The 12,370-nt window shown below is 39.0% G+C and carries 12 protein-coding genes; 3 read left to right on the top strand and 9 right to left on the bottom strand.

The window, feature by feature from the left end:
* Window positions 1-46 precede the first annotated feature (46 nt).
* The 8 genes from H7U17_RS11545 to H7U17_RS11510 form a co-directional block, all read right to left on the bottom strand.
* Window positions 47-442 carry a four helix bundle protein gene (locus H7U17_RS11545; RefSeq protein WP_186756876.1) on the bottom strand — a complete coding sequence of 132 codons (396 nt, stop codon included), beginning with the start codon at window positions 440-442 and terminating at the stop codon, window positions 47-49.
* Between the two features lie 115 nt (window positions 443-557).
* Window positions 558-1,622 (bottom strand): M20 family metallo-hydrolase, encoded by a 1,065-nt coding sequence (locus H7U17_RS11540; RefSeq protein WP_186756875.1) that lies wholly within the window; start codon window positions 1,620-1,622, stop codon window positions 558-560.
* Window positions 1,623-1,678: 56 nt separating this feature from the next.
* The gene (argB, locus tag H7U17_RS11535; RefSeq protein ID WP_186756997.1) at window positions 1,679-2,479 is read right to left on the bottom strand and encodes an acetylglutamate kinase; all 801 of its coding nucleotides are present in this window, start codon (window positions 2,477-2,479) and stop codon (window positions 1,679-1,681) included.
* 30 nt (window positions 2,480-2,509) lie between these two features.
* Complete coding sequence (locus tag H7U17_RS11530) at window positions 2,510-3,451, bottom strand: N-acetylornithine carbamoyltransferase (protein ID WP_186756874.1); 942 nt, start codon at window positions 3,449-3,451, stop codon at window positions 2,510-2,512.
* Window positions 3,452-3,548: 97 nt separating this feature from the next.
* Window positions 3,549-4,694 carry an aspartate aminotransferase family protein gene (locus tag H7U17_RS11525; protein WP_186756873.1) on the bottom strand — a complete coding sequence of 382 codons (1,146 nt, stop codon included), beginning with the start codon at window positions 4,692-4,694 and terminating at the stop codon, window positions 3,549-3,551.
* An 11-nt stretch (window positions 4,695-4,705) separates the two neighbouring features.
* The gene (argC, locus tag H7U17_RS11520) at window positions 4,706-5,674 is read right to left on the bottom strand and encodes an N-acetyl-gamma-glutamyl-phosphate reductase (RefSeq protein WP_186756872.1); all 969 of its coding nucleotides are present in this window, start codon (window positions 5,672-5,674) and stop codon (window positions 4,706-4,708) included.
* Complete coding sequence (gene argG / locus H7U17_RS11515; RefSeq protein WP_186756871.1) at window positions 5,667-6,866, bottom strand: argininosuccinate synthase; 1,200 nt, start codon at window positions 6,864-6,866, stop codon at window positions 5,667-5,669. The genes argC and argG overlap by 8 nt, the downstream gene beginning before the upstream one ends.
* Window position 6,867: 1 nt before the next feature.
* The gene (locus H7U17_RS11510; RefSeq protein ID WP_186756870.1) at window positions 6,868-7,542 is read right to left on the bottom strand and encodes a GNAT family N-acetyltransferase; all 675 of its coding nucleotides are present in this window, start codon (window positions 7,540-7,542) and stop codon (window positions 6,868-6,870) included.
* 682 nt (window positions 7,543-8,224) lie between these two features.
* Between H7U17_RS11510 and H7U17_RS11505 the strand changes: the two genes are divergently transcribed.
* Both H7U17_RS11505 and H7U17_RS11500 read left to right on the top strand, forming a co-directional pair.
* Window positions 8,225-9,295, top strand: a complete 1,071-nt coding sequence (locus H7U17_RS11505; RefSeq protein ID WP_186756869.1) for a Fic family protein — start codon at window positions 8,225-8,227, stop codon at window positions 9,293-9,295.
* 132 nt (window positions 9,296-9,427) lie between these two features.
* Window positions 9,428-11,371, top strand: coding sequence for a gliding motility-associated C-terminal domain-containing protein (locus tag H7U17_RS11500; protein WP_186756868.1), 1,944 nt, complete (start codon window positions 9,428-9,430; stop codon window positions 11,369-11,371).
* Window positions 11,372-11,423: 52 nt separating this feature from the next.
* On the opposite strand, the gene H7U17_RS11495 is transcribed toward H7U17_RS11500, so the two are convergent.
* Complete coding sequence (locus H7U17_RS11495; RefSeq protein WP_186756867.1) at window positions 11,424-11,579, bottom strand: hypothetical protein; 156 nt, start codon at window positions 11,577-11,579, stop codon at window positions 11,424-11,426.
* A 59-nt stretch (window positions 11,580-11,638) separates the two neighbouring features.
* On the opposite strand from H7U17_RS11495, the gene H7U17_RS11490 reads away from it, so the two are divergent.
* A complete protein-coding gene (locus H7U17_RS11490) occupies window positions 11,639-12,352 on the top strand; it encodes a DsbA family oxidoreductase (protein ID WP_186756866.1) in 714 nt (237 codons plus the stop codon).
* Window positions 12,353-12,370: the final 18 nt, after the last annotated feature.

The raw sequence follows: 12,370 nt of genomic DNA, 5'->3' as shown, positions 1-12,370 counted from the left end.
GTTTTAATTTATGGTAATCGGTGTTCTGTATTCTGTTATCAGTGGACTATTTGTCAGAAACAGGGGTTTTTCCACAAAATGCAGATGATTTGGCCATCATACCATTAAGCATTTTTCCAATAGATCGGCATGTGTTTAACAATTCCTTTGATTTATCCTCGGAAATGTAACCGCAATTGGAAGCTGTTTCAATCCAATGTTGAGTTTCTAATTGTTCGGCGTCGGTGTCAGTCAGTTTACTGATAAAGTGTCTTTCATATCTTCTCTTTCCCCATGCCTCTGCAATTTGAGCACCTATAGATCTTGAGGACCTTCTTACTTGATCAGTAAGAGAAAATGTTTCTTCTTTTGGGAACTCTCTGGAAACCTGAAAAATATTTTGAGATAATTGTTTAGATGTAATGTACACATTCAATTCCTGAAAATTTTTTACATATTCCATAACCGTTATTATTAAAACCTAATTCTTACCAATTCTTAAAACCGATTTAATAAGACCCAATTCCAATTTACTGATTACTGATCACAGTTTACCGGTTACCAATTTCTTATTCTTTTTAATTTATTGAATCAATGTATGATCTTAATATATCAATATATCGGTCAATACCCTGATCGATTTCTTCCAAATAAATATATTCATCCGGAGTATGGGAGCGGGCGGAATCTCCTGGTCCGATCTTGATTGATGGATAAGGAATCAAAGCCTGATCCGATAGGGTAGGGCTGCCGTAACATTTCAATTTCATTGAATGGATGACATCCCAGATTTTGTGGTCTTTGGGAAGGGCAGAACTATTCAGCCTAATAGATCTTGGCTGCAAATCTGCCTTTAATATTTCTTTTAGTTCATCCAAAGCCTCTTGAAGAGTATAGCTGTCCGTAACCCTTACATCTAAGGTATAAACGCATTTGTCTGGGACCACATTATGCTGGCTTCCTGATTGAATGATGGTTGCAGAAACTTTACTTTCCCCTAAATATTCTGATACCCTCTTAAACTTATAATCCTTAATGGTGTTTAGATCGGGTAATGCCTCATATAGTGCATTGATACCTTCATTTCTGGCAGCATGACCTGCCTTTCCCGTTACAGTGGCATCGATAACCATAAGGCCTTTTTCTGCTACTGCTACATCCAAAAGGGTGGGTTCTCCCACAATTGCCAAATGGATTTCAGGCAGGTCCTCTAGTAGATAGGCAATTCCTTCTTTTCCACTGATTTCTTCCTCTGCCGTTGCCGCTAGAATTAAGTTAAAAGGAAGTTTTTTTTCATAGAAATGAACAAAGGTGGCTATTAGACTTACCAAGCAGCCTCCAGCATCATTACTGCCCAATCCATATAATTTCCCCTCTTCAATTATAGCCTTGAACGGATCCTTTGTATAACCATTATTCGGCTTGACAGTATCATGATGGGAGTTCAATAATATATTGGGTTTCTGGGAATCAAAATGTTTGTTGACTGCCCAGACATTATTTTTTTTGCGTTTGATCTCTACTCCTTTTTGAAGGAGGTAATCCGCCAATATATTGGCCGTATTTTCTTCCTCTCGACTGAGGGAAGGAGTTTCTATCAATTGCTGTAGAAGCTTTTTTGCTTCTTCTTTGAGCTTATGCATAAATCAGCAAAAGTGATTTAGAGTTTTAATTAGGACTTTTATATTTTGGAAAAGAATCAATAAAGGTCGTATTTATGCCTTTCAATATTGGTCCCTGATTTTTTTCCTTTCGCAGCTAAAATCAGGTTTTCAGCCTTGCCCAACCAAACATTGCTTACCCCTTTTTGAAGGGCAGCGAAGGCATTGTCCAATTTAGGGATCATGCCTGAATGGATGACATTGTCCTTTTTAAGTTCTTCATAGATTTCCTCATTGATACGGGGAACAACTGAATCATCGTTGTTTTCATCAATGAGTACTCCTGCCTTGTTGAAACAGAAATAAAGTCTCACCATATGTTTTTTTGCCATGGAAGTAGCAATTTCCGAAGCAATAGTATCGGCATTGGTATTCAAAAGGTTCCCTTTTCGATCATGTGTTATGGCAGAAACCACAGGGACTATATCCTTTTCGAGTAATAAATTTAATAACTCAGTATCTACTTCTTTAACATCTCCGACAAAGCCATAGTCTATTTTTCCTATTGGCCTTTTTGAAGAACGGATCAGGTTACCATCTGCTCCAGTGAAGCCCAAAGCATTTTGTCTTAAGCCTTGGAGTTGGGCAACAATTTTTTTATTGATAAGTCCCGCATAAACCATCGTTACCACATCCAGTGTTTCAGCATCAGTAATTCTTCTGCCATCTACCATTTTAGGTTTTATGCCTAGACTTTCACCGAATTTGGAAGCCATCACCCCACCGCCATGGACTAGGATTTTTTTTCCTTCCAGTCGTGCAAACAAGGATAAAAATTCTTCCAGTTTTTCTGGATCATCAATGACGTTTCCGCCAATTTTTACAATACTGATATTCATCATAGGGCAATAGGTAGTTAGGGGAAAAGCTTATTTTAAAATATTGCTAAGCGCAGCTTGAGCTGCATAAATTCTGTTTTTGGCCTGGTGTTGTACCAAGCTTCTAGGACCATCCAAAATCTCATCCGAAAGCTCTACATTTCTTCTTACAGGAAGACAATGCATAACTTTGGCATCAGGAGCCTTTGCCAATTTTTGTTCATTCAGCATCCAAGATTCATCAGTACAAAGAATTTTACCATATTCATTGAAAGCACTCCAGTTTTTAACATAAACGAAGTCTGCGTCTGCTAGTGCCTTGTCCTGATCATATTCAATTTTTGCCCCTTTGGTAAACCGCTCGTCCAATTCATATCCTTCCGGATGGGTGATGGTCACATCATGTCCACAGCCGATGGACCATTCTGCAAAAGAATTAGCTACGGCATGTGGAATGGCTTTGATATGTGGTGCCCAAGTAAGCACGACTTTTGGCTTATCTTTTTTCTTATGCTCGTCTATGGTAATCATATCCGCCAAACTCTGTAAAGGGTGACGGATAGCACTTTCCAAACTCACTACTGGGAGGCCACTATGCTTGATAAACTGGTTAAGAATATAGTCTTCACTGTCCTCCTTTTTATTGGAGAGAGAAGGGAAGGCTCTTAGTGCCAATACATCAAAATAACTCCCCAATACTCCGGCAGCATCACGGATATGTTCCACCTTCCCTTGGTTCATGATGGCGCCGTCTTCCATTTCCAATGCCCAACCTTCTTTGTCCATATTGAGTACGATGGCACTCATACCCAAATTAGCTGCGGCAATCTGCGTGCTCACACGGGTCCTTAGGCTGGGATTCAAAAATATCAATCCAATTCTCTTTCCAGCGCCTAGGTTATGATCCTGTAAAGGAGATGCTTTGTATTCCAAGGCTTGTTGGATCAGTTGATCCGCTAGGCTTTTGTTTTCAAATTGGGTGTAGTATTTCATGGGTAAATTAAGTTTTAAGAATAATAAAAACCCTTAATACAAAGCGTTCATCTTTTTGAAAAAATGAACGCCTTGATACCATTGGTTTTGTTTTGTCCTATTGGACTTTATTAGTGGTTAATACTGTTTTTAACTTTTGAATAAATAAAGTTAAGGCTTTTGACTCAATATTCAGTGGGGGAAGCAAACGAATGGTGTGTTTTCCGGCAGAGCTTCCAGTGAAAATCTTGTGTTCTTTGATCAAAGCAGCCCTTACTGGTGCTGCTTCAATGTCCAGATCAAAGCCTATCATCAAGCCCTTGCCACGTACTTCAGTAACGCCTTCAATAGCTTCTAGCGCTTTAATCAGCGCTTCACCATTTTCAAGTGATGTTTCAATAAGGTTTTCTTCTTCTATGACCTCCAATACGGCCAATGCAGCGGCACAGGCCAAATGATTCCCTCCAAAAGTAGTTCCAAGCAGACCATGAGAGGCTTTGAATTCAGGGCTGATCAATACTCCCCCAATTGGGAAACCGTTTCCCATTCCTTTTGCAACGGTGATCAAGTCTGGTTTTAGTCCTTCTACCCACTGGTGGGCAAAGAATTTACCCGTCCTTGCATAACCAGACTGAACCTCATCTAAAATTAGTTTCGCTCCATATTGCTTGGCCAATTTAGAAAGGCCCAAGAGAAATTCAGCATTAGGCACTTGAATTCCACCAACACCTTGGATTCCTTCAACAATGATCCCTGCGATATCACCTTTGGCCAATTGCTTTTCAACTGCATCAATATCATTGAAAGGAAGAATATGTACGTGCTCATGCTCATTGAAAGGAGCGATGATTTTAGGGTTGTCGGTTAAGGCTACCGCACCTGCCGTTCTTCCATGAAAGCCTTTAGTAAAAGAGATAAATCCTTTCTTGCCTGTATCAAAAGAAGCTAGTTTCAGGGCATTCTCATTAGCTTCTGCTCCTGAGTTACATAGGAATAAATCGTAATCGGTATAGCCTGAAACCTCGCCCAGTTTTGTTGCCAATTCCTTTTGAATTGGAATTTGAACAGAATTGGAGTAAAAGGCAATATTGTCCAATTGCTCCTTGATGCGTTTGGTATAATGTGGATGGCTGTGTCCGATAGAAATCACAGCATGCCCTCCATATAAATCTAAATATTCGGTTCCTTGATCATCCCAGATTTTGCTGCCAGCAGCTTTTACAGGGGTGACATTGATCAATGGATAAACGTCAAATAGTTTCATTTTATTGTGGTTTAAAAAGCTACGCTTTTAAGTTTTAAACCTGCTTTTTCATCCAATCCAAAGGCCAGGTTATAATTCTGAACAGCTTGTCCTGAAGCCCCTTTCAAAAGGTTGTCAATGGCAGAATATACCACCAATTGTCCCGCTTCTTTTTTCAGGTGAACAATGCACTTATTGGTGCTTACTACCTGTTTAAGGTCGATGTCTTTTTCTGAAACAAGGGTAAACGGTGCATCAGCATAGAATTCCTTGTATACTTTGTAGGCATCTTCCAAAGAGCCCTCATAAGGGAAGTAAGCAGTGATCCAGATACCTCGGGAGAAATTACCTCTGTAGGGTACAAATAGGAGGTTTTGGTCAAAGCCTTCCTGCAACTGCCCAAAAGTCTGTTTGATTTCTTTTAGGTGTTGATGGGTGAATAGCTTATAAACTGATACATTCTGGTTTCTCTGGCTAAAGTGGGTAGTTTCACTCAGCTTTTTGCCGGCACCAGTACTGCCCGTGATACCTGTAATATGAATATCGCTTTTGGCCAATCCAGCTGCAATGGCAGGTACCAAGGCCAATTGGATACCCGTAGCAAAACAGCCTGGGTTAGCTATACGCTTGGTGTTCTTGTTTTTTGGGGAATTGATCTCAGGAAGTCCATAAAGGAAACCGTTGGATTCATCCCTGAAATCAGTACTCAAATCAATGATGACGGTATGGTCATCGAATTTATTTTCTTCCAAAAAGGATTTGGCCTGTCCGTGAGGCAATCCCAAAAAGACAGCATCCAATCCTTCAGTTTTTACTTCATCTGTGAACACTAAATCGGAGTCTCCGATTAGATCAGGATGTACTTCATCTATTTTTTTGCCTTTTTGGCTGTTGCTATGGATATAAACTAATTCACAATTAGGGTGGTTTACCAAAATTCTTAGCAATTCCCCTCCAGTATATCCAGCAGCGCCAATAATGGCAGTTTTTATTTTAGTCATTTTCTAAGGTTTGGTTCACTTTATGGAAAATTGCTGTTTGGTTACCAAGTATTTTGGTGAAGCCTTTAACATCTTCAGCGGTATAGCCTTTGTTCATTTCACCATAGCTACCAAATTTGGCTGACATCAAATCATGTTCAGACTCAATACCAATCAATTGGAATTGGTAAGGTTTCAAAGCAACTTTTACAGTTCCTGTAACGAAGGTTTGAGTATCCTGAAGGAATGATTCTAGGTTTCTCATTACAGGATCCAAATAATGCCCTTCGTGTAGGTGGTTGCCATAGAATTCAGCAATTTGGTTCTTCCAGAACGTTTGCCACTTGGTCAAGGTGTGTTTTTCCAATAGCTGATGGCCCTTGATGATGATCAATGGAGCAGCAGCCTCAAAACCTACACGGCCTTTGATGCCTATAATGGTGTCACCAACGTGTATGTCACGACCAATGGCATAAGGATCTGCCAATTCCTGAACTTTCAAAATGGCGTCTACTGGATTGTCGAAGTTTTGTCCATTTACACCTTTCAGTTCTCCTGCTTCAAATTGCAAGGTAATGGCTTCAGATTCAGTTTTGGTCAACTGGGTGGGGTAGGCTTCCTCTGGCAAAGTATCACCAGAGGTAAGAGTTTCTTTACCTCCCACAGATGTTCCCCAAATACCTTTATTGATGGAATAGGCTGCTTTTTCGAAATTCATTTCTACGCCGTGCTTTTTCAAATATTCGATCTCAGCTTCACGGCTCAGTTTCAAATCACGGATAGGGGTGATGATTTCAGCTTCAGGAAGAATGGTCTGGAAGATCATGTCAAATCGAACTTGATCATTACCTGCTCCGGTACTACCGTGGGCTACAGCTTTGGCTCCGATTTTTTTAGCATATTCTGCAAGGGCTTTGGCTTGAAGGATCCTCTCAGCACTAACAGAAAGAGGGTAGGTCTGGTTTTTCAATACGTTACCAAACACCAAGTATTTAATTACTTCATTATAATAAGTCTGGGTTACATCCAGTACCTCAAACGAAGCAATTCCCAGTTTTCCTGCCCTTTCTTCAGTGGCTTTTAACTCTTCTTCGCTAAATCCGCCAGTGTTAACCAATACGGCATGCACTTCATAACCTTTTTCTTGGGATAGGTGGATTGCGCAAAAAGTGGTGTCCAAACCACCGCTATATGCTAAAACTACTTTTTTCATTTTATATAATTTCTAACGTTTTACTGGTCTTTTTTTTTAGGCCTGTGAAGACTGCTCGCTTCATGCGTACAAGTCGCTCAAAAAGGCTAAGGTTTTTATCGAAATCTTTGCGCATGGCCACTTCCTTTTTCTTTTGGTCTTTAGGGACATAAAGCATGGCAGTGCAAAGACAGTTACTGCGGTTTTTACTTTTCAGGATTTCATAGTTGACACAGCTTTGGCAGCCCTTCCAGAATTCCTCATCATCAGTAAGGTCAGAATAACTCACAGGCACATAACCTAATTCTGAGTTAATTTTCATGACTGCAGCACCCGTCGTCAATCCAAAGATTTTAGCATTTGGATATTTGCTGCGGCTTAGTTTGAAAACTGATTTTTTAATTTCCCGTGCAAGGCCTGATTTTCTGAAATTTGGAGAAACGATCAACCCTGAATTGGCCACAAATCTTCCGTGACTCCAAGCTTCAATATAGCAGAAACCGGCCCATTCTCCAGTTTTGGATAATGCGATCACGGCTTTTCCCTCCCGCATCTTTTGGGTGATGTATTCAGGCGAACGTTTGGCAATACCGGTTCCTCTGGCTTGGGCGGAAGTAGCCATTTCATCCACAATTTCTTGGGCATATTTACAGTGCTGCTCTCCTGCAGGCTGTATGATAAATTGACTTTTTGTCATGTTTGGTATTTATCGAGGGAGTCGCGATTGGCTCTAATTCCCGACATTGTTTTGCCAACTGATTGACTCCTGTAAGTAGTAAAGAAAATAAATTTGATTTGGGTAGAAAGACATCCGCGTGAGATATCCATAATAATAGCAGGGACTAGGCCCTAAAGAGACTCCTGAAGTCTTTCCTTATTGAAAAAGTAGGCATAGCAATGCTGTTAATGGAAAGGATATCCATTGAATTACTGTGCGTTGCTATGTTGATTAAATGACTCATTGTTCTAATGCGGTACAAATGTTAGAATTAATGGTGAAATAAACAAAATATTTTCATAGAAATTTTATTAAAGCAATGATGCGTAAGGGCTTTGGCCTGAATTCTTTGAGGATTAAGTAATTATATTTTGAAAATTTATGGTACTTGGCAGTTGATTGTTTGGTAGGGGTGGGGAATGTGTTGTTTTTTCGGTTTATTATAGGGTTAGAGATAATAAGGATGAATCTTTGTTTTAATAGTTTGCAAGTTGCATGCTGAAGTAAATCAACAACGATTTTCTTAAAGTCTTTAACAAGTATTACTTGCAATATCTGGTATTTCGGAGGTGTACTTCGAGAGTAATTGATGATGAATGTATTATAAATTCTTTTAATCAAAATAAAAATTGACTAAATTTGTCAAAATATAAATTGTCAAATGAAAACATTAGCCAATATTTTGATGGAGAGTAGGGAAAGCCGGGCGATTACCTTGAAGGAGGCAGTAGTTTTGAGCGGCATAGACTCAGGATTGCTCAGTAAATTTGAACGTGGGAAGAGGTTGCCATCTGAAAGGAACTTGATGAGTTTGTCAGTGGCTTATGGATTGGCATTTACTGACTTGAAAAAGGTTTGGTTGGTAGAAAAAGTATTGAATTTAGTTCAGTATGAAGTTGATTCAGCTGAAATATTGGCTTTAGCAGAAAGTAGAGTGGAATATCTTGCAGGAAAACAATCTCTTGTACTTCAAGAGGTGCCTGAGCAGGTTTTGTCCAAGTTGGAGAAGATAGATTTGCTCAAGACAAAATGGAACAATAAAAGACCATTGGGAGCAGTTCAGCTTGAAAAGATGAAGGAGTATTTTAATGTTGCTTACACTTTTGAAAGCAATAGGATAGAAGGGAATACATTGACCTTGCAAGAAACCCATTTGGTAGTAAACGAAGGGATTACCATAGGAGGTAAGTCAATGAGGGAACATTTGGAGGCTATTAACCATGCAGAGGCAGTAGCATATTTAGAGAAGTTGGCTTCTGATAAGGAGGAGCTTTATAAAAGGAGCCTGTTGGATCTGCATTATTTGGTTCTTAAAGGGATAGATAGAGACAATGCTGGTAAATATCGTTCAGTTCCTGTAAGGATTAGCGGTAGCAAGCATGTTCCTCCACAGCCTTATTTGATCAATAAGATGATGGAGGATTATTTCCTACATTATCAAAAGCAAAGGAATGTCTTACATCCGGTACTTTTGGCAGCAGAGCTTCATGAGCGTTTGGTGAGTATTCATCCTTTTGTGGATGGGAATGGAAGGACCAGCCGGTTGGTTATGAATTTGATTTTGGTAAGTAATGGTTACACCATTGCCAATCTCAAAGGAGACAATGTTTCTAGACTGGCGTATTACCGTGCTTTGGAAGCTGTACAGGTAAATAATGATCCTGTGCCATTTTATCATCTCGTAGCTGATGCTGTTTTGGAATCATTGGAGCAGCATTTGGAGATGGTCTGACCAGTTAGCCCTCTAATTTTTGAGATTGGAGGATTACTTATTTTGGGAATTAACAAAGAGGAGAAGGTAGGAATACTAATTTTACTATATTTGACACTTTATTTACTTGATTCTGTTGTTTAGTGTGTAAAAATGATTTTTAAAAGATTACTATCCGGATCACTTTTTAGGGCTTGCTTTCTTTTTAGTTTTGCGGTTCTGATGCTGCTGGTAAGGTTTGGGTTTTCCCAATCTATAGTAGAACCAAACAAATTATCGACCGATCCAGCTAGGTGGTGTTGGAAAACAGGAGGTATAAATTGGAGGTTTCCAGAGAGAAATATTGAAAGGTATGTCGAGGTAAGGGATTATTTGACTAGTTATAAAAGTACTTTTCACATTTCCCCTCCAAAATATAGGATAGGAGGTGTTTGGGGTGTTGCTCCTGGAATATATTGTGTGACCATTTCTTCACCCTTAACAGAAGAAGTATATAAAAAAGCTGTTAAGGTGTATCCATATGAATTTAATGATGCTTTACCTGGTCTAGAGATAAATGAAGTTTTGGGTGGCTGCAATGGAAATAATGACGAAAATGGTCAAGATGAAAATTTTATTGAGTTTAGTGTTGATTTTTCTGATTATCCCATTGGTCAGATATTTAGGGTTCATTTATTTAATGATTACGGAGAATTGGTTTTTGAAGAGAGCATGGTTTCAGATGGGGGAACTAAAAAGTTTCAAAGCCCAAATTTAAGCTTAGGAGATTATCATGTGAGTGTGGAACATAATGTTTGTAATATCCCTATTGATACAATTTTTAAAATTATAGAAGGAGGCGATTCTGGATTTGAAATTAATGAAAAATACCTAATCAGATGTAGTCAAAGTGCTTTGGTGAAACCTGAAGAAAAAGAAGACATATTATATACTCTTTATGATGTAAACGATGTTCTTTTAGCGACAGGGAATGAATTTGAGATTACTTCTCCCGGAGTTTATAGTATTACAAGCCAATCAGAAATTTATTGCCCTAGTACGAAAACTTTTGAGGTGGTTTCCGAAGCTTGGGAAGTGCCATTGGTGGAAGTGTTAGGCGATCCATGTGAGCGAAGGTTGATCTTGAAATCCGATTATTCAATCCCTGATGGTGTGAATGGAAAAATCCAATGGTACTCAGTCTTGGATGAGGATCAGCCTATAGGAGAAGGCGAGAAAGTAATTGTGACCAAAAATGGAAGCTATTTTGCCAAAATTCATTTTACCAACAATCCAGGATGTGATGTGGTCTCTGATAAGATCGAAATAGCACTTTTCCCCCCTATCATTGATCCTGATTTTGTGACTTCATCAGCTGGTTTATGTAATGGAATAAATTCTTTGTTACTAATTTCTGAGGAGGAAAATCTGCCCGATGAGGCAATAATTAGATGGTATAAAGATACTTATTCAGACAATAATTTGCTTCAGCAGGGAGGAGTGCAGCTAGAAGTTTCTCAGCCAGGTTTATATTTTGCTGAAATTCAAATAAACGGTTGTCATTTGACCATGGATTCCATCTATGTTAGAGAGCTTGATGAGAAGGAAATATTAGTAGAGGAAGTATATGATCTTTGTGACTATGAAGGCACTGACTTGGTCATTGATCCTGGAAGCTTCAAGGAATATGAATGGTATTTGGATAAACAGTTGGTAGGAACCTCCAATGCCTTTATTCCGGATTTGCCAGGGAATTATTCCATTTGGGCCAAAGATGAAAATGGATGTATCAGTACCAGGGATTTTCTGGTAACTGAAGATTGTGAGCCCTTAATAAGTTTTAGTACGGGGATAAAACCTAAGGATCCTAAGTTTCCTTTAGTAGTTTATTATAATGGTTTTGTTCAAGAAGTTGAACTCTATATTTATGATAAATGGGGAAAAGTGGTTTTCCAATCAGATTCAAGTAAAGATGGATGGAATGATGATGAGGGAATATGGGATGGTACTACAAATGGAATTGCGATGCCAAATGGAAATTATAATTTATTGATCAAATATATAGGGGGAGATGGGAACAGTGGGGTTTTGAGAGGAGTGGTAACCGTTATTGATTAAAAATAAATAAGGTGTCTCCAGTCAATTTATTTGTTAATATTCCCGATTTGATTTAAAAGATATACATCAATACAAATAAAATCACCAGCAAGATAGCCACTATTTGGATGATAGGGCTGTTTTTCGGGAATTCGTACTTGCAGATAGGGCATAAATCTGCTTTGGCATCTACCTCCATGGCGCAGGAGGGACATTCTCTAGTTTTCATTATTTTTTGAACTAAAATATATCAAAATTGATTTACCCTTAAGATAATCAAAATAAACTATGAAAATAGAAATCTGGTCGGACATCATGTGTCCTTTTTGCTACATTGGAAAAAGAAGGTTAGAAGCTGCATTGGAGGAATTCCCTCATAAGGACAAGGTGCAGGTAGAGTGGAAGAGTTTTTTATTGAACCCCGAAATGAAAACCGAACCTGATAAAAGTATTTCTCAGTATTTGGCAGAAACCAAAGGTTGGAGTTTAGAACAGGCGGAAGAGGCAGGTGAGCAGGTAGCAGCAATGGCTAAGGAAGAAGGTTTGGATTATGATTTCAGTAAAGTGGTTGTGGCCAATGCTAGAAAAGCACACCGTCTGCTACAATTTGCCAAGATCAATGGCAAAGGAGATACATTAAAGGAAAGATTGTTTCATGCCTATTTTACAGAAGGAGCGAATATGGATGATCAGCCTACCTTGATAAAACTGGCCCATGAGGTTGGGTTGGAAGAAGAAAAAGCCAAGGCAGCCATGCAGTCTGCCGATCTCGATGCAGCTGTCAACCACGATATTTATGAATCCCAGCAATTGGGTGTAAGAGGTGTTCCTTTTTTTGTACTGGACCAGAAGTATGGTGTTTCCGGAGCACAGGCAAAAGAAACTTTTAGCCAGGCATTGGATACTGCTTGGAAAGCTTATGAAGCGGAGAGAGCTCCTTTAAAATCTGTTGAAGGAACTGAAACAGGCAGTGCCTGTGATATTGAAGGAAATTGTGATTAATGTAAATTTTGTGATTTA

Source organism: Echinicola salinicaeni (assembly GCF_014280965.1).
In the GTDB taxonomy this organism is placed as follows: domain Bacteria; phylum Bacteroidota; class Bacteroidia; order Cytophagales; family Cyclobacteriaceae; genus Echinicola; species Echinicola salinicaeni.
This window is presented reverse-complemented; position numbering and strand designations above follow the sequence as displayed.

Coding starts and splice junctions, on each gene's coding strand:
- H7U17_RS11545 (WP_186756876.1), bottom strand. CDS start 442: ATGGAATATGTAAAAAATTTTCAGGAATTGAATGTGTACATTACATCT.
- H7U17_RS11540 (WP_186756875.1), bottom strand. CDS start 1,622: ATGCATAAGCTCAAAGAAGAAGCAAAAAAGCTTCTACAGCAATTGATA.
- argB (WP_186756997.1), bottom strand. CDS start 2,479: ATGAATATCAGTATTGTAAAAATTGGCGGAAACGTCATTGATGATCCA.
- H7U17_RS11530 (WP_186756874.1), bottom strand. CDS start 3,451: ATGAAATACTACACCCAATTTGAAAACAAAAGCCTAGCGGATCAACTG.
- H7U17_RS11525 (WP_186756873.1), bottom strand. CDS start 4,694: ATGAAACTATTTGACGTTTATCCATTGATCAATGTCACCCCTGTAAAA.
- argC (WP_186756872.1), bottom strand. CDS start 5,674: ATGACTAAAATAAAAACTGCCATTATTGGCGCTGCTGGATATACTGGA.
- argG (WP_186756871.1), bottom strand. CDS start 6,866: ATGAAAAAAGTAGTTTTAGCATATAGCGGTGGTTTGGACACCACTTTT.
- H7U17_RS11510 (WP_186756870.1), bottom strand. CDS start 7,542: ATGACAAAAAGTCAATTTATCATACAGCCTGCAGGAGAGCAGCACTGT.
- H7U17_RS11505 (WP_186756869.1), top strand. CDS start 8,225: ATGAAAACATTAGCCAATATTTTGATGGAGAGTAGGGAAAGCCGGGCG.
- H7U17_RS11500 (WP_186756868.1), top strand. CDS start 9,428: ATGATTTTTAAAAGATTACTATCCGGATCACTTTTTAGGGCTTGCTTT.
- H7U17_RS11495 (WP_186756867.1), bottom strand. CDS start 11,579: ATGAAAACTAGAGAATGTCCCTCCTGCGCCATGGAGGTAGATGCCAAA.
- H7U17_RS11490 (WP_186756866.1), top strand. CDS start 11,639: ATGAAAATAGAAATCTGGTCGGACATCATGTGTCCTTTTTGCTACATT.